Origin of the sequence: Bradyrhizobium manausense, assembly GCF_018129685.1 — a bacterium.
In the GTDB taxonomy this organism is placed as follows: Bacteria; Pseudomonadota; Alphaproteobacteria; order Rhizobiales; family Xanthobacteraceae; genus Bradyrhizobium; species Bradyrhizobium manausense_D.
Window position 1 is genome coordinate 44,430 of the sequence record NZ_JAFCLG010000028.1, and the last position, 24,972, is coordinate 69,401.

Below are 24,972 nucleotides of genomic sequence, written 5' to 3' on the forward strand. Positions count from 1 at the left end.
CTCTCTCAAGCGGCGTCAGCGAGCAAGGTCTGACGCCGTTTGAACACGAACAGGATCAGGGCGAGCACGATCATGATCAGGCCTGCGATCATCTCGAGCTCGGCCGAAGTGGCCGTCTTGGGCAAGCGGATCGCATCTGGCGTGACCGGGGCCGGCCGCCTCGCCGTTGGCTCACCCGCATCGGCGCGGCGATCGCGCAACTGTGCCGGCGGCTGCTGCGGCCGTTCGCCGAATATCTTGGCGAAGTCCCAGCCGGCCGGCAGGTTGATCGGAAGCTGGCTGAGCTTGAGCGGTTGGCCTTCGGGGCGACTCGGGGTCTTGTCGACGGCGACAAGGCTGGTCAGCCGCGTGACGATCTGGTGATCGAGCGCCAGCGCAAGGATCGTCTTGTCGGTATCCTCCGGCGTCCTCTCGCGCAGCGTGCGCGCCACCTCCGCATCGCCGATCTTGCGCCTTGCCCAAAGCTTCGACAGGCCCTTGCCTTCGGCGGCATTTTGCAGCGGCAGCGTTACCGACCACGGGCGGTCGCCGACACGACCCTTGATCTCCAGCGAGCCCGCGAGCTTGTCGAGTTTCGCGGCAAGCACCAGCGGTTCGCCGCGATAGAGGTCCGGAATGATCGCCGGCGTGACGTCGGCGTTCGCTTCGGAGAATTTCGCGGTGAGGCCGGTCACGGCAGGGTTCTCCAGCTTGGCGAACAGGCTGCGCATGCGCTCCTCGACCTGCTCGACCGAGCCGATATGGGTGAAGGCGCCGCGGCCGAGCTCGGAGGCGCGTGTCATCAGATAGGTATTGGGGGCCGAGCCGATGCCGACCATGAAGATGCGCGAGCGGCCGCGCATCGCGGTGATCGTCTCGAACAATTGCTGCTCGTTGCCGATCGCGCCATCGGTGAGGAAGACGATCTGGCGAACCATGTTGGTATCACCGAGCTTGTCGGTCAGCGCTGCACGCATCGCAGGCACCATCTCCGTGCCGCCGCGCGCCTGCAACGCGCTGACGAAGGACGTGGCCTCGCCGACATGCGCGGCGTCGGCCGGCACCGAGGTCGTAAACAGCACGTCCATGGTGTCGTCGAAGCGGATCACGTTGAAACGGTCGTTCGGCTGGAGACGGCCGAGCGCATAGAGCAGGCTCGCCTTGGCCTGCTCGATCGAGGTGCCGCCCATCGAGCCGGAATTGTCGATCACGAACACGACCTCGCGCGGCAACGGCTTCTGGATTGCCTGCTCGGCGGCCGGCGGTGTGACGAAAGCGAGCTGGTAGTCCGCATCGCCGAGATGCTCTCGAAACAGGCCGACCGACGGCGCCTTCTCGGCAGTCGGCTTCCAGGTCAGCTCGAAGTCGCGATCGGCGGGCACGGTGCCGTCGACCAGCGTCACGACGCGCGTCATGTTGTCTGGGCTCTCGATCTTGACATTGTGGTGGTGGCTCTTCACCTCGCCGAGCGCGAAGCCGGCCTTCAGGTGCACGGTGATGCTGGTCGGGTTGACCGGCGCGCTTTTGGCGGGATCAAGCACAGGCGAAGAGATCCGGTCACGATCGGGCACCGGGTCAGAATTGGTCGCGCCCCAGCCGGAGTTGTCGTTGCGGAAATCGACGCTCTGCACGATTGGCGCCGGATTGTAACGAGGCCCGACGACGAGCGGAACGCGCAGCGAATATTCGTTGCCGGCCTGATGCACCGGCTCCTGATATTCGATTTGCACCAGCACGGTTTCGCCGGGGCCGATATTGGCCACCGAGTTGGTGAAGATGTTCGGCCGCTCCTGCTCGGTGAGCGCGGCCTTCTGCCCGGCGCGGCGCGCCTGCTCGTAGATCACGCGGGCCTGCTGACGCTCCTTGATGTCGCCGACGATGACGCGATCGCCGACCACCATCTTCAGCGTGTCGACGGCGCCGTCGCTGGCCAGCGGATAGACGTAGGTTGCCTCGACCCAGTCCCTGGTCGGGTTGCGAAAGATCTGCGTGACGCGCGTGCGCAGCGTCGGACCCGATACCGTGATGTCGACGTCTGTCCCGAGACGGATGGCTTCGGTGGTGGCGCCGTCCTCCTTCAGGAGCAGGCTGCCGGATTTGGCATCGCCGGGCTGGAGCAGGCTGGCCTGCTCCGTCGTCGCCGACCAGGATGTCTCGAAGCTCACCAGCAGGGCCACGAAGCTGACCAGGAGCACGGCAATGCTTTGCGCCAGAAGGAACAGCCCGACCTTGATCAGCCCGCCGAGCCAAGGGTGTTCATCAGGGTGTTCGTCGCTGTCGACCGTGTCGTGGTGATCCATTTGACCTGCTCCCGAAAGCTGCTTGACGACCTGAGCATCGGTCGGGAAGGCCTGATTTCGCGAGCAGAATGATCGGCAATGTTCCGCCGCGGCCGGCCTGAGCCAGCCGCCAATCTGGCGGCCATGTCCGGTTTTGTGCTGACTTGTCCGCCCTGCTAGACTGCGGCCGTGGAACGGGGTTAACGATGCAGACGCAAGACAGGCTCTCTGACAAGCAGCTTTCGGACGAGCAAAGCCGCGAGGTCGCGGAGACGATCCGCGAGGAAATCGCCAGGCGCCGGATCTCGCGGCAAGCACTGGCCGAGCAGGCCAAGCTCAGCCTGTCGACACTGGAGAAGGCGCTCGGTGGCCGCCGCCCGTTCACGCTGGCGACCACGGTCCGGCTGGAGCAGGCGCTGGGCGTCTCGTTGCGCAAGAACCCCGTCGCGCCGCCGCCTGCGGCCGGCAACGATGTCGCGCCTGACAGCCTCGGCTCCTATTCGCATCGCGCGGTGACGTGGCTCGAGGGAGCCTACATCACACTGCGTCCGTCCTTTGGCGACAGGGATGCGATCTTCGCCTATCGCACCGAAATCGTCTGGGAGCCGAAAGTCTCCTCGCTGGTCTTTCGCGAGGGCGAGCGAACCGATGCGGCCTATGAGCACACCGGCGAGGTTGCCGTGCCGCACCAGTCAGGCTTCATCTATCTCGTCATCAACAAGCACGGCCAGCATCGCGTCATCACGGTCTCGCGGCCGACCGTGACAGGCGCGATGTACGGCATCATCTCGACGCTGCGCGCCGGCGCCGGCTCGCAATTGACACCGGTCGCCGCGCCGATCGCCTATGTGCCGCTCAAGAATGTCCCGACGCCGTCACTGGGGCGGGTCGCGCCTGGCGAGCCAAACCATGCGCTCTATCGCGATCATTTGCGTCGCACGGTCGACGAATCGTTCGCGCTTTTGCTCCCGGGATAGCTGGTCGCCGCGGCCTGCATAAAGAATAGCGGCCCCGGTGGCCGCTATTCAGCGCATATGTGCATATGTGCGCGTTCGTCGCGAACTAGCCGCCAACCTCGGCGCTGATGATGTCGCCGAACAGCTCCCACTGGCCGCCCTTGAACCGCCACATCTTCAGCTGCTCGATCGGCGCAAAATCGTTGGCCGAGGTGTTGATCTTGATTCCCGGGATCAGCGTATCCGGGACAAAGTCCTTCAGGCTCGCGGCCTGCTTCATCACATTCTCGCGCGTGAGATTGTCACCGGCCTGCTTCAGCACCTGCACCATGGTCTGGGCCGCGGCGTAGCCGTAAACCAGATTGGTGTCCGAGATGTTGGCGCCGGGCATGTACTTGTCGATGAAGGCCAGAAACTTCTTCATGCCCTCGTTGTCCTTCCACTGCGGATCGGACGCGTCCATCAGATAACCGGCCGACAGCACGCCTTCGGAAGCTTCGAGGCCCGCCGGCTTCATCACCGAGCCGATCGACACCGAGACGTCGGTCATCAGATGCATCGGCTTCCAGCTGAGTTCGGCGATCTTCTTGATGGCCTGAGCCGCGAATTTCGGGGTCGAAATGTTCACGAAGACGTCGGCGCCGGTGTCCTTGAGCTTGACGATATGGGCATCGATCGATGGCTCGGACGTCTCGTAGCTCTCTTCCGCCACGATCAGCTTCGAGGCCTTGTCGCCGAACACGTCCTTGATGCCGGCAAGGTAGTCCTTGCCGAAATCATCATTGGCGTAGAAGATCGCGACCTTCGCGTCCGGCTTCTCCTTCAGAATGTACTTGGCGAAGATCCGCGCCTCGACGCGGTAGCTCGGCTGGAAGCCCATGGTCCAGGGGAAGTTCTTCGGGTCGTTCCACTTGCTGGCGCCGGTGGCGACGAACAGCTGCGGCACCTTCTTGGAGTTTTGATATTTCTGCACGGCGGTCTGGGTCGGCGTGCCCAGCGCGTTGAACACCAGGAAGACCTCGTCACTCTCGATCAACTTGCGGATCTGCTCCACCGTCTTCGGCGGCGAGTAGCCGTCGTCGTAGGAGATGAAGTTGATCTTGCGGCCGTTGATGCCTCCCTGCTCGTTGATCATCTTGAAATAGGCTTCCTCGGTCTTGCCGATGATGCCGTAGGCGGACGCCGGGCCGGAATAGGCCTCGACATTGCCGATCTTGATCTCGGTGTCGGTGACACCGGTATCGTACGCCTTCTGGGCGAAAGCACCCTGGGTCGAGAGCAGTGCCAATGCGGTTGCTGCGGCAATCAGGGAGAGTTTCTTGTTCATGAAAATTCCTTGCGATTCTTCTGGGTTGGAGCAGGGACGTCGAAAACAAAAAGCGCCCCGCGAGGGGCGCCTTGATCAGGCGTTGGCGACTTTCTTGTCGACTTCGGAAGCCACCGAGAATTCCTTGCGCAGGGTGGGCTTGTGGATCTTGCCGGTGGCGTTGCGTGGCAACGCGTCGACGAAGCGGATCTGCCGAGGGCATTTGAAGCGCGCGAGATTGGCCGCGCAATGGGCAAAGACATCGGCCTCACTCAGCCGCTGCCCCTGTTTGACCGCGACGATTGCGAGGCCCACTTCCCCCCATTGCGCATCGGGAATGCCGATCACCGCGGCTTCCGCGATGGCGTTGAGCTGATGCAGGACGTTCTCCACCTCGGCCGGATAGACATTCTCGCCGCCGGAGATGTACATGTCCTTCCAGCGGTCGACGATGTAGTAGAAGCCTTCTTCATCGACGCGCGTCGCATCGCCGGTGTGCAGCCAGCCGTCGGTGAACGACGACTTGTTCGCTTCCGGCCTGTTCCAGTAGCCCGGCGTGATGTTCGGACCCTTGACCCAGAGTTCGCCGAGTTCGCCGACATCGGCATCGCTGCCGTCCGGGCGGACGATACGGACCTCGGTATGCAGCACCGGCTTGCCCGCGGAGCCGGCCTTGCGTGCGGCGTCCTCGCGGTCCAGCACCAGCACGGCCGGCGAGGTCTCCGTCATGCCGTAGCCCTGCTGAAGCGCGACGCCGCGCGCTTCCCACGCTTTCAGCAGCGGCACCGGCATCGGAGCACCGCCGACACCGCCGACGATCAACCGCGACAGATCGGTCGTTGCAAAGGCCGGATGCTGCGCCATGAACTGGTAGATCGCGGGCACGCCGAAGAACACGTTGATGCCCTGCGCGGGATCGCCGATCAGGCTGAGCGCCGTGCCGGGATCGAACGCGCGCATGATCATCACCGTGCCGCCGGCATGCAGCACGGGATTGGTGTAGCAATTCAGCCCGCCGGTGTGGAACAGCGGCAGCACGGTGAGCAGCACCGAGGTCGGCCCGATGCAGGCGGGCCCGCCGAGATTGACGCAATTCCAGAAGGTCATGCCATGGGTGATGGTCGCGCCTTTCGGGTGCCCCGTCGTGCCCGACGTGTACATGATGGTCGAGATATCATCGAGCGTGACTGGCTCAATGCAGTCGAGCGGCTTGGCCGATGCGATTGCGGCCTCATAGGGGCCTCCGGGGCCAAGCCGCAGGCTCGTCGCGACGTTGCAGAGCTTTGCAACAGCGAGGGCCGTCTCGGCCAGATCAGCGTCGTGGATCATCACTTTCGGTGCGCAATCGCCAGTGATGAACTGAAGCTCGGGAACGGTGAGGCGGGTGTTCAGCGGCACGAAGACGGCGCCCAGCCGTCCGCAGGCGAACTGCACCTCCAAAGTATCGGTCGTATTCAGCGCCAGCACGGCGACGCGATCGCCGCGCGAAACCTTCAGCGTGTGGCGGAAGAACGAGGCGAGGCCCGAGATGCGCGCGTCGAACTGCGCGTAGGTGAAGCGGCGTTCGCTGGAAAGATCAATGGCCGCGACCTTGCCAGGCGCGCGGCGCGCATGATGAGCGATCCAGTCGTAGTAACGAACGGCCAACAATCCCTCCCTCGGCGGCTTTGGGCCGCCCGACTTTATTGCCGTGCACCATGCCCGGCGTGGCCCTGGGAGGCCAGCCGGAGTTTTGTGCCGCAGTCTTTTTTTGATCGGGAGTTGGCCTGCGAGGGATGAAAACCGTCTTGCGTTGAGTTGCTAGGCAAGGGCTTGCCTGAGTGGGCCTTTCGGGCCAGCCACTCCGCGCAAGTGAGCCGCCGATGTTCCAGCCATGGTGGAACGAGAAGAGAGTCGTCGAAGGCGCGCATGCCATGAAGAGCCCGTTCTACACCGCCGAGCACGAGGCCTTCCGCGAGGTGATGCGCCGCTTCGTCGACAAGGAAATCGCTCCGTTTGCCCATGAATGGGATGAAGCCGGCGAATTCCCCCGCATTCTTTATCGCAAGGCGGCGGAGATCGGGCTTCTGGGGCTCGGATTCCCAGAGGAATATGGCGGGATTGCCGCCGACCAGTTCATGAAGATCGTCGCGAGCCAGGAGCTGGCGCGGGCAGGTGCCGGTGGCGTCAGCGCCAGCCTGATGAGCCACACCATCGGCTCGCCGCCGATCGCGCGAGCCGCGCGCGCCGAGGTGAAGGCGCGTGTGCTGCCGCAGGTGCTCTCAGGCGAGAAGATTTCGGCGCTCGCGATCACCGAGCCCGGCGGCGGTTCTGATGTCGCAAACCTCCGGACCAAGGCGCGCCGCGATGGCAATCACTACGTCGTGAGCGGCGAAAAGACCTTCATCACCTCGGGCGTCCGCGCCGACTATCTGACCGTTGCTGTGCGTACGGGCGGCGAGGGCGCCGGTGGCGTCAGCCTGCTCCTGATCGAGGGCGATACGCCCGGCCTGTCGCGCACGAAGCTGAAGAAGATGGGCTGGTGGGCCTCCGACACAGCCACATTGCATTTCGACGATTGCCGTGTGCCGGCCGAAAACCTGATCGGCGAGGAAGGTCACGGCTTCAAGATCATCATGCTGAATTTCAACAGCGAGCGTATGGGCATGGCCGCGGGCTGCACCGCCTTCGCGCGCGTTTGTCTCGACGAAGCGGTCGCCTACGCCAGGGAGCGCCAGACGTTTGGCAAGCCGCTCGCCCAGCACCAGGTCATCAGGCACAAGATCGTCGACATGGCGCAGAAGGTCGCAGCGTCTCAGGCAATGCTGGAGATGCTGGCCTGGCGGCTGGAGCAGGGCGAAAGCCCTGTTGCCGAAATCTGCATGATGAAGAACCAGGCGACGCAGACCATGGCATTCTGCGCCTCGGAAGCCGTACAGATCTTCGGCGGCGCCGGCTTCATGCGCGGCATCAAGGCCGAGCGAATCTACCGCGAGGTCAAGGTCAACGCCATCGGCGGCGGCACCGAGGAGATCATGAAGGATCTGGCGTCGAGGCAGATGGGGTTGTGATGCAGGCTGTCGTTCCGGGGCGACGCGAAGCGTCGAACCCGGAACCCATCGGGCTGCAGACGCTGTAGAGGAATGGATTCCGGGTTCGCGCTACGCGCGCCCCGGAATGACGAGAGGACAAAATGCTGTTTACCACCGACCACGATGACATCCGCCGGAGCTTGCAAAGATTCATCGCGGGCGAGATCAACCCTCACGTCGATGAATGGGAGAAGGCCGGCATTTTCCCGGCGCATGAGCTGTTCAAGAAGATGGGCAGCCTCGGCTTTCTCGGGCTGAACAAGCCGGTGGAGTTCGGAGGCTCGGGCCTCGATTATTCCTACGCTCTCATGATGGCGGAGGAGCTGGGTGCGATCACCTGCGGAGGCGTGCCGATGGCGATCGGGGTGCAGACCGACATGGCGACGCCGGCACTGGCGCGGTTTGGCTCCGATGAGGTGCGGCGCGAATTTCTCAGCCCATCCATATCAGGCGATTACGTCGCCTGCATCGGTGTCTCCGAGCCGGGCGCGGGCTCCGACGTTGCTTCGATCAAGACCACCGCGCGCTCCGACGGCGATGACTACCTCATCACCGGCGGAAAGATGTGGATCACCAATGGCACCCAGGCCGACTGGATTTGCCTGCTCGCCAATACCGGCGATGGACCGGTTCATCGCAACAAGTCGCTGATCTGCGTCCCCATGAAGAGCAAAGGCGTCACCGTCGCCCGCAAGCTCGACAAGATGGGCATGCGCTCCTCGGATACCGCGCAAATCTTTTTCGACAATGTCCGCGTGCCGAAGCGCAACCGGATCGGCGAGGAGGGCAAGGGCTTCACCTACCAGATGATCCAGTTCCAGGAGGAGCGGCTCTGGGGAGCGGCGGCCTGCCTCAAGGCACACGAGTACATCATCAACGAGACCATCGAATACACGCGAAATCGCAAGGCCTTTGGTCAGAGCATCCTCGACAACCAGGTCGTCCACTTCAAGCTCGCGGAGATGCAGACCGAGGTCGAGCTGCTGCGCGCGCTGATCTATCGCGCCGCCGAGCAGCTCGTCGCCGGCGAGGACGTCACGAAACTCGCGACCATGGCCAAGCTGAAGGCCGGCCGGCTCGGGCGCGAGCTGACCGACGCCTGCTTGCAATATTGGGGTGGAATGGGCTTTACCAACGAGACGCCGGTCAGCCGCGCCTATCGCGACAGCCGCCTGACCTCGATCGGCGGCGGCGCCGACGAGGTCATGCTGATGGTCCTGTGCAAGATGATGGGCACGTTGCCTGGGAGTCGTAAAATTTGAGCCTGATCTTGTCGGAAGACCGCTTCACACTTTTCCGGATCATGCTCTAGGGGGAAGACATTCATGATCACGCTCTATCATTGCGACGCCGCGCGCTCGTTCCGCCCGCTCTGGATGCTGGAGGAGATGGGGCTGCCCTACGAATTGAAGATGTTGCCGTTCCCGCCGCGGGTCTTCGCCAAGGAATATCTCGCGCTCAACCCGCTGGGCACGATTCCCTTCATGGTCGACGGCGAGACCAAGATGACGGAATCATCAGGCATCTGCCATTATCTCGGCGTCAAATACGGCCCAACGCCATTGATGGTCGGTCCCGAGGATCCCGCCTATGGCGCATTCCTGAACTGGATGTATTTCAGCGACGCCACGTTAACCTTTCCGCAAACACTGGTGCTCCGCTACACCCAGCTCGAGCCGGAGGAACGCCGCAATCCGCAGGTCGCCGCCGACTACGCGAAGTGGTTCCTGGGGCGGCTGCGCGCCGTCGAGACAGCAACGGCGAATGCCGAAACCTTGTGCGCCGGTCGCTTCACCGCCGCCGACATCGTCATCGGTTACGCGCTGCGGCTCGCCGGCAATATTGGGCTCGCCAAGGAATTCGGACCGAATGTCGCAGCCTATTGGGCACGCCTGCAGCAGCGCGACGGGTTCAAGCGCGCGGTTGCTGCGGAGCAGAAGGCCGGCGCCGACCAGAACATTGCGCCGCGCGTGAGGGCGTAAGTGTAGCTGTCATTCCGGGGCGATGCGCAGCATCGAACCCCGGAATCTCGAGGTTCCGGGTTCGGTCCTTGAGGACCGCCCCGGAACGACGGCCCTTGTTCTAATGACAGCGCTATCGCGTCGTGACAGCGCCCAAATTTCCGCTAAGGTGACCCCCGTCCGCAGCGGCCATAGAGCCGCGCGAGGAGGATCCCCATGGAAGACAAGGGTCGCGAATCCGACCATTTGATGCTGATCACGCCGGAGCGGGTCTTCTATGCCGGCTTGCTCGGCAGGCCCCGCAAACGGACCCCCGGCTGCTCCCACGTCTATGTCGCGGTGAAAGGCAGCCTGCATTTGACCATCGATGACGTCCTCGCCAGCGGCGAGCTGTTCGTCACGATGCCGAACCAGCGCCATTCCATTGCCAGCGATTATCGCACCGCCATCAGCGTTACGCTCGAGCCGGAAAGCGTGCCTGACGGAGTGCTGGAAGATCTCGCCAGGCGGCTGATGGGACCGGACCGTGCGATCTATGCCCGCAAAATTCTCGCCGCCTACGCGCTGCTGCGCGAGCGTCGCTACGGCGACATCGCCACCGCCGAGTTCGACGAGATGTGCTTTGGCGAGGCGCTGCCGCGCCGCGTGCTCGACCCCCGCGTCAGGCGCGCTGTCGCCCGCATCGAGCGCTTCTCCGGCGAGCCGGTGACGGCTGATACCTGCGCAGCCGAAGCGGGCCTCTCAGCCTCGCGCTTCCTGCATCTGTTCAAGGAAGAGACCGGCATCTCGTTCCGCTCCTTCCGCGCCTGGAAGCGCGCGCGGCATCTGTTGCACTTCGCCAACCAGGACCTCAACCTCGCCCATCTCGCGCAGGACATCGGCTATCCCGACTCGACCCATTTCAGCCATTCGATCCGCCGCTTCTACGGATTGAAGCCGCGCGCAATCTTCGTCGGATCGCGCGATCTTGCGATCTATCGCAGCAGCGAGACGGTGCGGCTCGCGGAGGCGAGCTAGGCTCCTCGTAGGGTGGGCAAAGGCGCACTTGCGCCGTGCCCACCACCTCTCGGTATCTGGCAAAGATGGTGGGCACGCTACGCTTTGCCCACCCTACGATAGCCGTTCCTTCCCAGCTTCTCCGCGCAAGAAGCCGCATGCCCCGCATCACATGATCGCCAACGTCGAATTCTCGACGTGCGAGACATCAGTGGCATGAGCGACAAAGCCGTTATCACCTGCGCGCTGAACGGCGTGCTCACCGACCCGAAGCAGCATAATGTCCCCGTGACGCCCGAGCAGATGGCGCGCGAAGCCAGGGCTGCCTTCGATGCAGGTGCGTCCATCATGCACATCCACCTGCGTCAGCAGGCACCGAACAAGGGCCATCTGCCGTCCTGGGAGGTCGCCGTCAGCAAGGAGATTCAGCAGGCGATCCGCGAGGCCTGTCCCGGCGTCATCATCAACCACACTTCGGGCGTGTCGGGGCCGAACTACTCCGGCGCGCTCGACTGCATCCGCGAGACCAAACCCGAGATCGCCGCCTGCAACGCCGGCTCGCTGAATTATCTGAAGGTGAAGGCCGACAACAGCTGGGCCTGGCCGCCGATGATGTTCGACAACGCGGTCGAGAAGGTGAAGGACTATCTGGACGTCATGAACGCGGTCGGCACCATCCCCGAGTTCGAATGCTTCGATGTCGGCATCGTCCGCTGCGTCGGCATGTACCACCAGGTCGGCATGTACAAAGGTCCGCTCGAGTATAATTTTGTGATGGGCGTGGCCTCCGGCATGCCTGCTGATCCCGACCTGCTGCCGATCCTGATCAAGCTGAAGCGGCCCGAGGCGCATTTTCAGGTTACCGCCATCGGCCGCGAAGAGATCTGGCCGCTGCATCAGCGCTGCGCCGAGCTCGGCGGGCATCTGCGCACGGGGCTGGAGGACACCTTCTATCTCGCCGACGGCAAGAAGGTGACGTCGAACGGCCAGCTCATCGAAGCTATCGCCGCCTGCGCCCGTCGTGCCGGCCGCGAGATCGCGAGCCCCGCCGAGGCGCGGAAGATATTTGGGACGAACAGGTAGTCACACACTCCGTCATTCCGGGATGGCCCGAAGGGCCAGACCCGGAATCCATAACCACGATCGGGAGTATGGATTCCGGGCTCGCGCTGCGCGCGCCCCGGAATGACGGGCAGGAGCTTTGATGTCCATTCTCGAAAACACCATCTCCCCAGCCAGTGCCGCCTACCACGCCAACCGCGACGGTATGCTCGGCCTGATCGACCGCATGCGCACGCTGGAAGAGCGGACGCGTGCAGCGTCGGCCGCAGCAAAGGATCGCTTCCACAAGCGCGGCCAGTTGCTGCCGCGCGAACGTGTCGCGCTGGTGCTCGATCCCGGGGCGCCTTTCATCGAGCTGTCGACGCTCGCCGGCTACATGTTCGACGTGCCGGATGCGAGCAAGAGCGTGCCCGGCGGCGGCGTCATTGCCGGCATCGGCTTCGTCTCCGGCATCCGCTGCATGGTCAGCGCCAGCGATTCCGGCATCGATGCAGGCGCACTGCAGCCGTACGGCCTCGACAAGACGCTGCGGGTGCAGGAGCTCGCGCTTGAAAACAAGCTGCCATATGTGCAGCTCGTCGAAAGCGCCGGCGCCAATCTCTTGCGCTACCGCGTTGAGGATTTTGTCCGTGGCGGCAACATCTTTCGCAACCTGGCGCGGCTCTCGGCGGCCGGCCTTCCGGTCGTCACCGTCACGCATGGCTCGTCGACCGCCGGCGGCGCCTATCAAACGGGCCTCTCCGACTACATCGTCATGGTTCGCGGTCGCACCCGCGCCTTTCTCGCGGGGCCGCCTCTCCTGAAAGCTGCGACCGGCGAGATCGCCACCGAGGAAGAGCTGGGCGGCGCGGAGATGCACACGCAAATCTCCGGCCTCGGCGATTACCTCGCCGAAGACGACCGCGATGGCTTGCGCATCGCGCGCGAGATCATGGCGGCGCTGGAATGGGAGCGGCCGGGTCGAGTGGCTCCGCAGTTCAGACCGCCGCGCTACGATCAGGACGAGCTGCTCGGCATCATGCCGATGGATCACAAGCGCCCGGTCGACATGAAGCAGGTGATCGCGCGAATCATCGACGATTCCGATTTCACCGAGATGGCGCCGAATTACGGCCCCGCCACCGTCTGCGGCCATGCCCGGATCGAAGGGCAGGCGATCGGTATCGTCACCAACAATGGCCCGCTCGATCCGGCAGGCGCCAACAAGGCGACGCATTTCATCCAGGCCTGCTGCCAGACCCGCACGCCGATCCTCTATCTGAACAACACCACCGGCTATATGGTCGGCAAGGCTTATGAAGAGGCCGGCATGATCAAGCACGGCTCGAAGATGATCCAGGCGGTGACCTCGGCGACGGTGCCGCAGATCACCATCTATTGCGGCGCCTCGTTCGGCGCCGGCAATTACGGCATGTGCGGCCGCGGCTTCCATCCGCGCTTCTGCTTCTCCTGGCCGAACGCAAAAACCGCCGTGATGGGCGGCGAGCAGGCCGCCGAGACCATGGCGATCGTGACCGAAGCCGCCGCCGCCCGGCGCGGCAAGCCGGTCGAGAAGGAGAAGCTCGACGCCATGAAGGCGCAGATCGTCGGCGTGTTCGACGGCCAGATGGATGTGTTCTCGACCAGCGCCCGTGTGCTCGATGACGGCGTGATCGATCCGCGCGACACCCGCGCGGTGCTCTCCGAGGTGCTCGCGATCTGCCGCGAGGGCGATGCTCGCATACCCCAGCGCATGCAATTCTCGGTGGCCCGGCCATGAGGAACGGATCAGTGCAGCAGCGGCCGTTCTTCAAGGTCTTGGTCGCCAATCGCGGCGAGATCGCGCTGCGCGTGATGCGCAGCGCGCGGAAGCTCGGTCTTGGCGTCGTCGCGGTCTATTCCGATGCCGACCGCGATGCGCTCCACGTGCAGCAGGCCGACCAGGCCGTGCGCATCGGTGGAGCGCTGCCGGCGCAATCCTATCTCGACATCGCCGCGATCATCGCCGCGGCGAAGGTCAGCGGCGCCGATGCGGTCCATCCCGGCTACGGCTTCCTCGCCGAAAACGAGGAGTTCGCGCGGGCCTGCAGGGACGCCGGCCTCGTGTTCATCGGCCCCTCGCCGCAGGTGATCGAATCGATGGGAAACAAGGCCGGCGCCAAGGAGATCATGAAGAAGGCCGGCGTGCCTGTCGTGCCCGGCTACCAAGGGGCGGATCAGGGCGATGAGGTCATGCTCGCCGAAGCCAGGAAGATCGGCTTCCCCGTGATGATCAAGGCGGTCGCCGGGGGCGGTGGCCGCGGCATGCGGCTTGTCACCGATGCGGCGTCGTTTCCGGATGCGCTGCGCAGCGCACGGTCGGAGGCGAAGGCGGCGTTCGGCGATCCCACCGTCATCCTCGAACGCGCCATCCAAAATCCCCGCCACATCGAGATCCAGGTGTTCGGCGACAGCCATGGCAACGCCATCCATCTCGGCGAGCGCGACTGCTCGGTGCAGCGGCGCCACCAGAAGCTGATCGAGGAGGCGCCATCGCCGGCGGTCACGCCGGAACTACGCGCGAAGATGGGCGAGGTCGCGGTCGCAGCGGTCAAGGCGCTCCGCTACGAGGGCGCCGGCACGCTGGAATTCCTGCTCGACGCCAGCGGCGAATTCTACTTCATGGAGATGAACACGCGTCTCCAGGTCGAGCATCCCGTCACCGAGGCGATCACGGGGCTCGATCTCGTCGAGCTGCAGCTGCGCGTCGCGCGCGGCGAGCCATTGCCCGTGAAGCAGCAGGACGTCAGCTTCTCCAGTCATGCCATCGAGGTGCGGCTGTGCTCGGAAGATGCCGCGCAGGATTTCATGCCGCAGTCCGGCCGCATGGCGCGCTGGCAGGTTCCGGACGGCATCCGGGTCGAGCATGCGTTGCAATCGGGCTCGGAGATCCCGCCGTTCTACGATTCCATGATCGCCAAAGTGATCAGCCATGGTGCCTCGCGCGAGGAGGCGAGGGGAAAGCTGATCGTCGGCCTGGAACAGCTCACGGCCTTGGGTGTGACGACCAATCAGACATTTCTGATGTCGTGCCTGCGCCATCCTGGTTTTGCCCGGGGCGAGGCCACGACGGCGTTCATCGCCGCGCATCGCGACGAGTTGCTGGCACCGCGTGCGGACGCTGCATTCAGCGTCGCCCTCGCAGGCCTTCTGCTTTACGTGACCAACCCGCAGGCACCGTCGTGGCGCAGTGGACGAAGCCTCGCGGCAACGTTCCCGCTGCCGGCGAAGATCGAGATCGCAGGCCGGGTGCACGAGCTCGACGTCACGCGCGAGCGTGACGGCGGCTACACCGTCGCTAGCGATGGACGTCAGAACAGGTTCGAGATCGACCAGCTCGATGCTGGTACCATCCGCTTCCGCCACGATGGCGTGATGGACAACGCAAAGTTCCTGCGCGATGGCGATCGGCTCTATTTCCAGCATCGCGGGATTCCGCAGGCCGTAAGCGATCTCACCCTCGCTGCGCCCAAGGCCGCCGCAACCAATGGCGGCGACGGCAAGGTCCGCGCCGCGATGAACGGCCGCGTCGTGGCTGTACTCGTCAAGCCCGGCGATCGCGTCACCGCCGGCCAGCCGGTGATGACGCTGGAAGCGATGAAGATGGAGCACGTCCACAAGGCCGGCATTGACGGCGTGGTCGCCGCGATCGATGTCGCCGAGGGCGAGCAGGTCACCACGGGTCGGATCGTGGCGGAGATAGGGGTGTAAAATCGTAATGAATTCAAGCTGATTAGCACTGAAAAGCAGTTGCGCGCGAGATGTATTGAACTTTGTTCATTTTAGGTCTACTAATCTTGAACAAAGTTCAATACTGCGGAGACGTCCATGTTGCGCGCAACTGATCCAGCCCAAGAGACCGAAGCCAGGCTCCCCTCGGCATCCTTTCCATACCCGCTCACCACCCGCGAAAAATACCTGCTCGCGGCGATGTCGGTTCTGACGCTCGCAGCGCTGTTCGCGCCCGCATTGCCCGCGTCCGCTTGGCACATTCCGCATTACCTCGATAACCGCACCTGGCTCGGCATTCCCAATGCTGGCGATGTGCTGAGCAATCTCGCCTTCCTCGCGATGGCCGTCTGGGGCTCCGAGCGGCTGCGCGGGCGCGCCGACGTGCCGGTGGGCACGAGTTGGTTCTTCGTGGGATTGATCCTCACCTGCCTAGGCTCAGGCTTTTATCACCTCGACCCCGACATGCCGCAACGGCTCATCGCCGATCGTCTCGGCATGTCGGTCGCGTTCGCGGGCTTCCTCGGTATAGCGGCCAGCGAGCGCATCAGCATGCGCGCAGGCGAGGCGGTGCTGGTGCTGATGATGATCGCGGGCCCGCTGACGGCCTGGGTGGCGCGTGAGAACCTCACGCCCTGGGCGGTCGTGCAGTACGGCGGCATGGCGCTCGCCCTGGGACTGGCGTTGACGCGGGCGCGCCCCGGAGCGCTGGGCGTGCCTCTGGGTGGCGTGATTGTCTTCTACGTGCTGGCCAAGCTCTTCGAACTCGGTGACGCGGTCGTGTTCGAAGCGACGGGGCACATCGTCTCGGGCCACACGCTCAAGCATCTCGCTGCGGCGCTGGCGGCCTGGCCGGTGATCCGGGCGTTGGGATCCAAAGCATGATCCGGAAAAGTGTGCAGCGGCTTTCCGAAAAGATCATGCTCAAACTGGATGGCCCCGGCCGGTCCCCTCGTTGAGCAGGCACGCCACCTGATGCCCGTCGCCCGCATCCATCAGGGCCGGCCGCTCGATCTTGCATCGCTCCATCGCAAACCGGCAGCGCGTGTGAAACGCGCAGCCGGGCGGCGGATTGACCGGGCTAGGCACATCGCCGTCAACCAGGGGCGCGAGCTTCTTCGCAAGCGGATTGGCGATCGGCACCGAGGCGAGGAGGGCCTGCGTGTAGGGATGACGCGGGTTGCGGAACAGTTCGTCCTTGCCCGCGATCTCGACAATGCGGCCGAGATACATCACGGCGACGCGGTGGCTGATATGGGCGACCACGGCGAGGTCATGCGCGATGAAGAGATAGGAGAAGCCGTGCTGCTTCTGCAGATCGATCAAGAGATTGATCACCTGCGCCTGGATCGAGACGTCGAGTGCGGAGACCGGCTCATCGCAGACGATCAGACGGGGCTCCAGCGCGAGCGCCCGGGCGATACAGATACGTTGCCTTTGGCCGCCGGAGAACTGATGCGGAAAATTGCGCCTCTGGTCGGGCCGCAGGCCGACCTGCTCGAACAGCTTGGCGACACGCGCCTCCAGTGCCTTGCCGGTGGCAAGACCATGGACCGCGATCGGCTCGCCGACGATGTCGCCCGCGGTCATGCGCGGATTGAGCGAGGCAAATGGGTCCTGAAACACGATCTGCATCGAGCGGCGATACGGTCGCAACGCGGTCTTGGACAGATGCGTGATGTCCTCGCCGTCGAGGCGGATCTGGCCCGAGGTCGGCTCGATCAGCCGCAGCACGCTGCGCGCGACCGTGGACTTGCCGCAGCCGGATTCGCCGACGAGGCCCAGCGTCTCACCGGCACCAAGTGAGAACGAGACGCCGTCGACCGAGTGCACGGTGCCGACCTGCCGGCGCAGCACGCCGGCGCGCACCGGATAATGCTTCTTGAGATCGGCGACTTCGAGCAACGGCTTGGTCATGCTACCTCCGCCACTTCAGTCGCGCGCCAGCACGCGGCGAGATGGCCGCCGCCCCAGTCGGTCAGCGGTGGATATTCGGCCTCGCAGCGCGTCACGGCGAGCTTGCAGCGCGGAGCGAAGGCGCAGCCCTTCGGCAGCCGCACCAGCGAGGGCACGGTGCCCGGAATTTCGTTCAGCCGCTCCTGCGAGGCGACACCAAACGCCGGCACCGCGGGGATCGAGGCCATCAGCCCGCGCGTGTAGGGATGCTTCGGTGCCGCGAACAGCGCCTCGACGCTGGCTTCCTCGACCTTCCGTCCCGCATACATCACGATGACGCGCTGCGCGGTCTGCGCGACGACGCCGAGATCGTGCGTGATCAGCACGAGGCCGGTGCCGAGTTCTTTCTGGAGATCGAGGATCAGCGCCAAGATCTGTGCCTGGATGGTGACGTCGAGCGCGGTGGTTGGCTCGTCCGCGATCAGCAGCGCCGGCCGGCAAGCCAGCGCCATCGCGATCATCGCGCGCTGACGCATGCCGCCGGAGAGTTGATGCGGATATTCCTTCGCGCGCCGCGCCGGCTCCGGGATGCGCACCAGCCGCAGCATTTCGACCGCGACATCGTGAGCCTCCTTGCTCGACAGTTTCCGGTGCAGCCGCACGGCCTCGACGATCTGGTCGCCGATCCGCATGACGGGATTGAGCGAGGTCATCGGCTCCTGGAAGATCATGGAGATGCGATTGCCGCGGATCTTGCGCATCTCCGCTTCGTCCAGCGCCAGCAGGTCGGTGCCTTCGAGCGTGATCGAGCCGCCGACAATGCGCCCGGGCGGATCGGGTACCAGTCGCATCAGGGAGAGCGCGGTGACGCTCTTGCCGCAGCCGGACTCGCCGACGATCGCCAGTGTCTCGCCGCGGCTCACGGTGAAGGAGACGTCGTCCACGGCCTTGAACAGACCGGACGTGGTAAAGAACACCGTCTTCAGGTTCTTCACGTCGAGCACGATGTCGGGGTTATCGACCATCAGCCGCGCTGCCGGGGATCGAGGATGTCGCGCAGGGCGTCACCGAACAGGTTTGCGCCGAATACGGCGAGGCTGATCGCGATGCCCGGGAAGATGACGAGCCACGGCGCGGTGCGAACATATTCGGCAGCGGATTCCGAAAGCATGCGGCCCCATGAGGGATAAGGTTCGGGAATGCCGAGGCCGAGGAAGGAGAGCGAGGCCTCGGTGAGGATCGTCGAGCCAAGCTGGGCGGTTGCGAGCACGATCAGCGGCGCCAGCGTGTTCGGCAACACGTGGCGGAGCGCGATGCGGGCCTCGCTCATCCCGATCGACTTGGCGGCCTCGATGAAGGGCTGCTCGCGCAGCGCCAGCGTGTTGGCGCGGGTGACGCGCGAGACGGTCGGGATCAGCGGAATGGCGATGGCGAGAATGACGTTCGGCAGCGACGGGCCGAGCGCGGCGGTCATGATCAGGGCCAGCACCAGCAACGGCAGCGCCTGCAGGATGTCGGAGACGCGCTGGAATACGAGGTCCACCCAGCCGGAGAGATATCCGGAGGTGAGGCCGACGCTCACGCCGATCATGCCGCCGAGGGTGGTCGAGCCGATCCCGACCGCGAGCGAGATCCGCGCACCATGGATGATGCGGCTGAAGACGTCGCGGCCGAACGAATCCGTGCCCATCCAGTGCGCAAAGCTCGGGCGCATCAGCGCGTGGGCGGAATCGACGCTCAGCGGGTCGTAGCGCGCGATGAAGTCGGCGAAGATCGCCGTGAATACGAACGCAATCATGATGACCAGCCCGGCCGCGCCCAGCACGTGCCGCTGCGCCAAAAACAGCACGCGTCGCCAGCCGCCGGTCGCATGCGCGCCGGCCCGCCTCAGTTCAACGTCAAAGTCGATCGCGGCCAAGCTGGTCTCCTAATCCGTGTACCGGATGCGCGGGTCGAACACCGCATAGAGCATGTCGACGATGAAATTCGCACTCACCACCACCACCGCAATCAGCATCACGAGGTTCTGCACGATCGGATAATCGCGCCAGCGGATCGCCTCGACCAGGAAGCGCGCAACGCCCGGGATGTTGAACACGGTCTCCGTCACGATCAGGCCGCCGATCAGGAATGCCGCCTCGATGCCGATCACGGTGATGACGGGCAGGATCGCGTTCTTCAGCGCATGGTGATAGTTCACGGCGGCGTCCGAGGCGCCCTTGGCGCGAGCGGTGCGGATATAATCCTGCCGCAGCACCTCCAGCATGGACGAGCGCGTGATGCGCATCGTCAGCGCCGAACTGCGGAAGCCGACCACCATCGCCGGGATGCAATAAGTCGCGAAGGCCTCGCCAAAGCTCTGCGGATTGGGATTGAAGATCGGCATCTGTCCGAACCATGCGACCGATGCGGTCAGAACCAGAAGGCCGAGCCAGAACGAGGGCAGCGACAATCCGCTCAGGCTGACGACGCGCAGCGCGTAGTCGATCCGCGAGCCCTGCTTTACCGCGCTGATGACGCCGAGCGGAATGCCGATCGAGGCGGAGAACAGCAGGGCGAGGCCGGCGAGCCGCGCGGTGATCGGGATCCGCGGCAGGATCTCCTGCAGCGCCGGCTTCTCGGAGACGTAGGAGTAGCCGAAATCGCCGCGCAGAAAGCCGCTGATCCAGTGCCAATATTGCAGGATCAGCGGCTGGTCGATGCCGAGCTCCTTCTCCAGGTTGGCCTTGTCGGCGGGGTCGACATAGCCGGCTGCCGCGAACAGGATGTCGACGATGTTGCCCGGCACGATGCGCAACAGGAAGAAGATGACGATCGAGATCCCGAACAGGGTCACGAGCATCAGGAGCAGGCGCCGCACCAGATAGGCAAACATTCGCGCCCTCCCGCCGAGCTGTCTCGTCCGTTGGCTGCGCTACTTGTCCATCCAAAGATCTTCGTACCGGTACCCATTATAGGAGCTGTTGGTCATGATCGTCACGCCCCTGACGTAGGGTTGCCAGCAGGTGCCGGTGCGCGCGTGGAAGATGATCGGGCGGGCAACGTCCTCCTGCAGCTTCTTGTCGATGTCCCATACCAACTTCTTGCGCTTGGCGATGTCGGTCTCCTGCGACTGCACGTCGAACAGCTTCTCGATCTCCTTGTTGCAGTAATTGGTGTAGTTGCGCTCCGAGCCGCAGGAATAGTTCTCGTAGAAGGACTGGTCCGGATCGTCGACCGCGTTGCCGGTGAGATTGAGACCGAGCATGTAGTCCTTGCGGGCGATCTTCGGGAACCAGTTCGCGGTCTCGACCACGTCGAGCTCACCGTCGATATAGATGCTCTTGAGCTGGTCGATCAGGATCACGGCGGGATCGCGATAAACGGGAATGTTGCGGGTGGAGACCTTGACGGCGAGGTGCTTGTCCGGCCCGTAGCCGGCCTTCTGCATCAGCTTCCTGGCTTCCTCGCGGTTGGCATTCACGTCGGGGCCGTAGCCCGGAATGGTCTCCAGCATCTCCTTCGGCATACCCCACAGTCCATTCGGCGGCGGCAGCATGGTGCCACCGACGTCGCCCTGGCCCTCGAACATGATCGAGATGAAAGCCTTGCGGTCAAGTGACAGCGCCATCGCCTTGCGGATGTCGATATTGTCGAACGGCGGTGCGGATGAATTGACGATGATGTTGGTGGCGACATTGTTCGGCTCGACCTCGCAGACCGCGTTCGGCGCCTGCGATTTCACGTCCTTCAGCAGCGGAATGCTTACCTCGGTCGGGAACGTCATGTCGAACTTGCCGGCGACGAAAGCCAGAATCGCGGTCGAGCGGTTCGGGATGATGGTGAACTCGATGCCGTCGAGATAGGGGCGGCCCTTGCGCCAATAGTCCGTGTTGCGCGTCAGCTTGATCGATTCGTTGGCCTTGAACTCGACGAACTTGAACGGGCCGGTGCCGATCGGATGCGTGCGCATATCGCCGGGCGAAACATGGCAGGGATAGACCGGCGTATAGCCCGAGGCCAGCAGCGCCAGCAGCGACGGCTGCGGCCGCTTCAAATTGAAGGAAACCTCGAAATCGCCGTTCGTCGAGACGTCGTTGACCTGGTCGTACCAGCTCTTGCGCGGGTTCTGCCGGAACTTCTGCTGCGACTTGCCCATCAACATGTCGAAGGTGCATTTGACGTCGGCCGAGGTGAACGGCTTGCCGTCATGCCATTTGACGCCCTGGCGCAGCTTGAAGGTCAGCGTCTTGTGGTCGTTCACCCAGGCCCAGCTCTCGGCGAGTTCGGGCACGATGTTGTCCATCGTGTTCTGGGGCTCGTCCTGCTTGTAGATGACGAGATTGTTGAACACGGGCATGAAGGGAATATTGACCGAATAGGTCGCACCTTCATGGATCGAGGCGTTGCCGGGGCTGTCGCGGTGATACATCCGCAGGATGCCGCCCTGTTTGGGCTCACCGGCGAACGTCGCGGTCGAAACCGCCAGCAATGACAGCGCCGCCGTTGCGGCGAGCGCCCATACGCTCCGCATCCTACGTCCTCCCTGGACATCGGCCATTTATGGCCTGTTTGTCAGGACGATAACGACGCGTGCACGGCGAGGCAACCGGCTAAAGTCCTTTATGGTCTTGGCAATTTGGATGACGTCATGCCGCAGGAGCTTCGCGCCTCTATAATTTGCGAGAAGTTCCTTGGCCGTCGTCCTGACGAAAGCCAGGACCCATTACCCCAAGGGCAGTTTAGCGAACACTCGTCGTTCGGTACCCATACTGTCCGCCATAGATAGATCACGCAGTATGGGTCCGGCTTTCGCCAGGACGACAGCGGAGCCTATACAATCCTTGACGGCTTGTTCCCCCAATACCTGTCCCGCAGCAGCCGTTTGTACAGCTTCCCGGTCGGCAGCCGCGGCAACTCCTTCTCGAAATCGACCGAGCGTGGAACTTTCTGCCGCGACAGCGACGCCCCGCAGAAGGCGATCAGCTCTTCGGCCAGAGCATCGCCTGGCAACACGCCCGGCATCGGCTGCACCACCGCCTTCACCTCCTCGCCGAGATCAGCGTTGGGCACCCCGAACACCGCGGCATCCGCGACCTTCGGATGGGTGATCAGCAGATTTTCGCATTCCTGTGGATAGATGTTCACGCCGCCGGAGATGATCATGAAGGTCGCGCGGTCGGTGAGATAAAGGAAGCGGTCCTCGTCGACATAGCCGACGTCGCCGACCGTGCTCATGCTGCCGTCGGCCGAACGCGCCTCCTTGGTCTTCTCGGGGTCGTTGAAATATTCGAACGGCGATCCCGTCTTGAACCAGACCTGGCCCGGCGTGCCGGTCGGGCATGGCTGCATGTTCTCGTCGAGAATATGAAGGTCGCCGAGCAGCACCTTGCCGACGCTGCCGCGGTGCGCGAGCCATTCCTCGCTGTTGCAGGCCGTAAAGCCGAGGCCCTCGGTCGCGCCGTAATATTCATGGATGATCGGCCCCCACCATTTGATCATGTCGTCCTTGACCTGCGCCGGGCAGGGTGCGGCGGCATGGATCGCGATTTCGAGCGAGGACAAATCGTATCGCGTGCGGACCTTCTCGGGCAGCTTCAGCATGCGCGAGAACATCGTCGGTACCAGCTGGCTGTGTGTGATGCCCCATTGCTGCACGAGCTGGAGGTAACGCTCGGGATCGAACGTCTCCATGATCACGACAGTGCCGCCCTGGCGGATGGTGAGGTTCACGGCGGCCTGCGGCGCGGAATGATAGAGCGGCGCCGGCGACAGATAGATCATGCCCTCGCGATAGTGCCAGAGTTTGTGCAGGAAATCGAACAGCGGCAGATTGTGCTTCGGCGGCTCTTCCGGCAGCGGCCGAATGATGCCCTTCGGCCGTCCCGTCGTGCCCGACGAATAGAGCATCGCGGTGCCGAGCCACTCATCCGCGATCGGCGTCTTCGGCAGGTCGGCTGTGACGTCCGCGAGTCCAACGATACGGTCGCTCTCGCCCGGGCCGTCGACGACAATGCAGAGATTGACGTCAGGGCAGGCTTGAAGGGCTTCGCGCGCGATGGCGAGCTTTGCCACCGACGTGATCAGGATCTTGGACTGGCTGTTGACCAGGAGATAGGCAAGTTCGCCCGGCGTCAGGAAGGAGTTGATGCAGGTATAATAGAGGCCGGAGCGCTCGCCCGCGCCGCAGGCCTCGAGGTAGCGGGAGTTGTTCTCCATGAAGATCGAGTAGTGATCGAGCCGCCTCAGGCCCTGCTTGCGGAACAGATGGGCGAGGCGATTGCTGCGTGCATCGAGCTCGCGATAGGTGACGGTCTCGCCTGTCGCCGCCATGATGAAGGCGGGTTGCAGCGGGCGCAGGCGGGCATGCAGGCCTGGGTACATCAGTCCTCCGGGTCTAGACTCATGCGGCGAGAGCGAGGATTTCGCGAATCTGCGCAGGGTTCTCGATCTTGCGCGGGTTGCGTGGAATCCAGTTGGTGCGCATCGCCTGATCGGCGATGGCGTCGAAATGCTCGGGCGAGACGCGAACCTCGGTGAGGCTGCGCGGCATGCCGAGCGAGCGGATGAAGGCATCGAGCACGTCGGCGGCGTCGTGGCCGGGAAAACCCATTGCGGCCGCGACGATCATCTGTCGCTCGGCATTGGCGCTCGCGTTCCAGCGCATCACCGCGGGCAGCATGATGCACGAGGTGTAGCCGTGCGGCACGTCGAATGCCGCGCCCAGCACATAGCCGATGCCGTGGCTCGCGCCCATCGGCACGCCGGCCGCGAGTGCGCCCATCGACAGCCAGGTGCCGATCTGCGCATCCATCCGTGCATCGAGATCGCCAGGGTCCGCCTTCACCCGCGGCAGCGCGTCGGCGAGCATGGCAAGCCCCTTCACCGATTGCGCATCGGCATAAGGATGCGTCTCGCGCGAGCAGATCGCCTCGACGCAATGGTCGACGGCTCGTATGCCGGTGGAGAGAAACAGCCATTGCGGCGTGTGCACGGTGATGGCGGGGTCGAGGATCGTCGCGCGCGGCACGGCGAGCGGATGCCGCAGCATCTGCTTCACATGCGTGCTGCGGTCGGTGACGCCCGCGATCGATGAGAACTCGCCGCCGGCAATCGTGGTCGGCACGCTGATCTGGCGCACGGTCGGCGCGGTCATCTCAGGTGCGACGCCGCCGTGGACGCGGATGCGGTCGATGCCCTCGATAGTGTCGATGCCGTTGGCCAGGCACAGCTGCACCGCCTTGGCGCCATCGGTGATCGAGCCGCCGCCCACGGTGACGATCAAATCGGCGCCGGCCTCGCGCGCAGCGTTGGTCGCCGCGATCACCGCCTCGCGCGGCGTGTGCGCGGGCATCGCGTCGAACAGCCCGGCGCAGCGCGGCCCCAGTGCCTTTACGATTTTCGCGATTTCGCCGGTCTCGCGGTTCAGCGTGCCCGAGACCATCAGGAAGGCGCGGCGGGTTCCCAGCCGATCCATCTGCCCGACGACAGCCTCGGCCGCCGGATGGCCGAACACGACCTCCTCGATCGCGCCGTAAACGACACGTCCCTGATGCACGCCGTCCTCCCCGGACAATTCGTCTTGTCTTGTAAGGGGCAATCTAGCGAAGCCCGCCGCATCAGTCATGTGCGAAGACGCTGGGACGAAGCCCACCCTCCCCTTGCGGGCTACGATATTCACACATCGCAGTTGAAGAGCGAAGAAATGGCTGATTCCATGTGGTCTTCCTGAAGAGGAGG

The 24,972-nt window shown here is 64.1% G+C and carries 19 protein-coding genes; 9 read left to right on the plus strand and 10 right to left on the minus strand.

Features of this window, described 5'->3' with window-relative positions; genetic code table 11:
• Nucleotides 1-5 precede the first annotated feature (5 nt).
• Entirely contained in the window at nt 6-2,279 is a 2,274-nt protein-coding gene (locus tag JQ621_RS32790; protein ID WP_212241154.1) for a marine proteobacterial sortase target protein, read from the minus strand.
• 185 nt (nt 2,280-2,464) lie between these two features.
• Here JQ621_RS32790 and JQ621_RS32795 point away from each other — a divergent pair, with 185 nt between their 5' ends.
• Nucleotides 2,465-3,235 carry a helix-turn-helix domain-containing protein gene (locus JQ621_RS32795; RefSeq protein ID WP_212241155.1) on the plus strand — a complete coding sequence of 257 codons (771 nt, stop codon included), beginning with the start codon at nt 2,465-2,467 and terminating at the stop codon, nt 3,233-3,235.
• A gap of 85 nt (nt 3,236-3,320) precedes the next feature.
• Here the strand turns inward: JQ621_RS32795 and JQ621_RS32800 are convergent, their stop codons facing one another.
• Together JQ621_RS32800 and JQ621_RS32805 are read right to left on the minus strand one after the other, a co-directional pair.
• On the minus strand, nt 3,321-4,541 hold the full coding sequence (locus JQ621_RS32800) for an ABC transporter substrate-binding protein (protein ID WP_212241156.1): 1,221 nt from the start codon (nt 4,539-4,541) through the stop codon (nt 3,321-3,323).
• 75 nt (nt 4,542-4,616) lie between these two features.
• Entirely contained in the window at nt 4,617-6,167 is a 1,551-nt protein-coding gene (locus JQ621_RS32805; RefSeq protein ID WP_212241157.1) for an acyl-CoA synthetase, read from the minus strand.
• Between the two features lie 266 nt (nt 6,168-6,433).
• Between JQ621_RS32805 and JQ621_RS32810 the strand changes: the two genes are divergently transcribed.
• The 8 genes from JQ621_RS32810 to JQ621_RS32845 all read left to right on the plus strand — a co-directional run bounded on the left by JQ621_RS32810 (nt 6,434) and on the right by JQ621_RS32845 (nt 16,242).
• On the plus strand, nt 6,434-7,570 hold the full coding sequence (locus JQ621_RS32810) for an acyl-CoA dehydrogenase family protein (protein WP_212241178.1): 1,137 nt from the start codon (nt 6,434-6,436) through the stop codon (nt 7,568-7,570).
• 122 nt (nt 7,571-7,692) lie between these two features.
• A complete protein-coding gene (locus JQ621_RS32815; RefSeq protein ID WP_212241159.1) occupies nt 7,693-8,853 on the plus strand; it encodes an acyl-CoA dehydrogenase family protein in 1,161 nt (386 codons plus the stop codon).
• Between the two features lie 63 nt (nt 8,854-8,916).
• Complete coding sequence (locus JQ621_RS32820) at nt 8,917-9,573, plus strand: glutathione S-transferase family protein (protein ID WP_212241161.1); 657 nt, start codon at nt 8,917-8,919, stop codon at nt 9,571-9,573.
• Nucleotides 9,574-9,768: 195 nt separating this feature from the next.
• The gene (locus JQ621_RS32825; RefSeq protein WP_212241162.1) at nt 9,769-10,569 is read left to right on the plus strand and encodes a helix-turn-helix domain-containing protein; all 801 of its coding nucleotides are present in this window, start codon (nt 9,769-9,771) and stop codon (nt 10,567-10,569) included.
• Between the two features lie 195 nt (nt 10,570-10,764).
• Entirely contained in the window at nt 10,765-11,631 is an 867-nt protein-coding gene (locus tag JQ621_RS32830; RefSeq protein WP_212241163.1) for a beta-keto acid cleavage family enzyme, read from the plus strand.
• 121 nt (nt 11,632-11,752) lie between these two features.
• Nucleotides 11,753-13,369, plus strand: coding sequence for an acyl-CoA carboxylase subunit beta (locus JQ621_RS32835; RefSeq protein ID WP_212241164.1), 1,617 nt, complete (start codon nt 11,753-11,755; stop codon nt 13,367-13,369).
• Nucleotides 13,366-15,339 carry an acetyl/propionyl/methylcrotonyl-CoA carboxylase subunit alpha gene (locus JQ621_RS32840; protein ID WP_212241165.1) on the plus strand — a complete coding sequence of 658 codons (1,974 nt, stop codon included), beginning with the start codon at nt 13,366-13,368 and terminating at the stop codon, nt 15,337-15,339. The genes JQ621_RS32835 and JQ621_RS32840 overlap by 4 nt, the downstream gene beginning before the upstream one ends.
• 117 nt (nt 15,340-15,456) lie before the next feature.
• A complete protein-coding gene (locus JQ621_RS32845; RefSeq protein WP_212241166.1) occupies nt 15,457-16,242 on the plus strand; it encodes a hypothetical protein in 786 nt (261 codons plus the stop codon).
• Between the two features lie 39 nt (nt 16,243-16,281).
• Here the strand turns inward: JQ621_RS32845 and JQ621_RS32850 are convergent, their stop codons facing one another.
• From JQ621_RS32850 to JQ621_RS32880, 7 genes are all read right to left on the minus strand, one after another.
• Complete coding sequence (locus tag JQ621_RS32850) at nt 16,282-17,274, minus strand: ABC transporter ATP-binding protein (RefSeq protein ID WP_212241167.1); 993 nt, start codon at nt 17,272-17,274, stop codon at nt 16,282-16,284.
• Nucleotides 17,271-18,278: an ABC transporter ATP-binding protein gene (locus JQ621_RS32855; protein WP_212241169.1), complete on the minus strand. Its 1,008-nt coding sequence runs from the start codon at nt 18,276-18,278 to the stop codon at nt 17,271-17,273. Before JQ621_RS32855 ends, JQ621_RS32850 begins: the two co-directional genes overlap by 4 nt.
• On the minus strand, nt 18,278-19,171 hold the full coding sequence (locus tag JQ621_RS32860; RefSeq protein WP_212241170.1) for an ABC transporter permease: 894 nt from the start codon (nt 19,169-19,171) through the stop codon (nt 18,278-18,280). Before JQ621_RS32860 ends, JQ621_RS32855 begins: the two co-directional genes overlap by 1 nt.
• A gap of 9 nt (nt 19,172-19,180) precedes the next feature.
• Complete coding sequence (locus JQ621_RS32865; RefSeq protein ID WP_212241171.1) at nt 19,181-20,128, minus strand: ABC transporter permease; 948 nt, start codon at nt 20,126-20,128, stop codon at nt 19,181-19,183.
• A 39-nt stretch (nt 20,129-20,167) separates the two neighbouring features.
• A complete protein-coding gene (locus tag JQ621_RS32870; RefSeq protein ID WP_212241172.1) occupies nt 20,168-21,766 on the minus strand; it encodes an ABC transporter substrate-binding protein in 1,599 nt (532 codons plus the stop codon).
• 299 nt (nt 21,767-22,065) lie between these two features.
• On the minus strand, nt 22,066-23,616 hold the full coding sequence (locus JQ621_RS32875) for an AMP-binding protein (RefSeq protein ID WP_212241173.1): 1,551 nt from the start codon (nt 23,614-23,616) through the stop codon (nt 22,066-22,068).
• Between the two features lie 19 nt (nt 23,617-23,635).
• Nucleotides 23,636-24,790: an iron-containing alcohol dehydrogenase gene (locus tag JQ621_RS32880; protein ID WP_212241174.1), complete on the minus strand. Its 1,155-nt coding sequence runs from the start codon at nt 24,788-24,790 to the stop codon at nt 23,636-23,638.
• Nucleotides 24,791-24,972: the final 182 nt, after the last annotated feature.

Coding starts and splice junctions, on each gene's coding strand:
- JQ621_RS32855 (WP_212241169.1), bottom strand. CDS start 18,278: ATGGTCGATAACCCCGACATCGTGCTCGACGTGAAGAACCTGAAGACG.
- JQ621_RS32840 (WP_212241165.1), top strand. CDS start 13,366: ATGAGGAACGGATCAGTGCAGCAGCGGCCGTTCTTCAAGGTCTTGGTC.
- JQ621_RS32810 (WP_212241178.1), top strand. CDS start 6,434: ATGAAGAGCCCGTTCTACACCGCCGAGCACGAGGCCTTCCGCGAGGTG.
- JQ621_RS32800 (WP_212241156.1), bottom strand. CDS start 4,541: ATGAACAAGAAACTCTCCCTGATTGCCGCAGCAACCGCATTGGCACTG.
- JQ621_RS32790 (WP_212241154.1), bottom strand. CDS start 2,279: ATGGATCACCACGACACGGTCGACAGCGACGAACACCCTGATGAACAC.
- JQ621_RS32835 (WP_212241164.1), top strand. CDS start 11,753: ATGTCCATTCTCGAAAACACCATCTCCCCAGCCAGTGCCGCCTACCAC.
- JQ621_RS32870 (WP_212241172.1), bottom strand. CDS start 21,766: ATGCGGAGCGTATGGGCGCTCGCCGCAACGGCGGCGCTGTCATTGCTG.
- JQ621_RS32795 (WP_212241155.1), top strand. CDS start 2,465: ATGCAGACGCAAGACAGGCTCTCTGACAAGCAGCTTTCGGACGAGCAA.
- JQ621_RS32830 (WP_212241163.1), top strand. CDS start 10,765: ATGAGCGACAAAGCCGTTATCACCTGCGCGCTGAACGGCGTGCTCACC.
- JQ621_RS32815 (WP_212241159.1), top strand. CDS start 7,693: ATGCTGTTTACCACCGACCACGATGACATCCGCCGGAGCTTGCAAAGA.
- JQ621_RS32845 (WP_212241166.1), top strand. CDS start 15,457: ATGTTGCGCGCAACTGATCCAGCCCAAGAGACCGAAGCCAGGCTCCCC.
- JQ621_RS32820 (WP_212241161.1), top strand. CDS start 8,917: ATGATCACGCTCTATCATTGCGACGCCGCGCGCTCGTTCCGCCCGCTC.
- JQ621_RS32825 (WP_212241162.1), top strand. CDS start 9,769: ATGGAAGACAAGGGTCGCGAATCCGACCATTTGATGCTGATCACGCCG.
- JQ621_RS32850 (WP_212241167.1), bottom strand. CDS start 17,274: ATGACCAAGCCGTTGCTCGAAGTCGCCGATCTCAAGAAGCATTATCCG.
- JQ621_RS32875 (WP_212241173.1), bottom strand. CDS start 23,616: ATGTACCCAGGCCTGCATGCCCGCCTGCGCCCGCTGCAACCCGCCTTC.
- JQ621_RS32865 (WP_212241171.1), bottom strand. CDS start 20,128: ATGTTTGCCTATCTGGTGCGGCGCCTGCTCCTGATGCTCGTGACCCTG.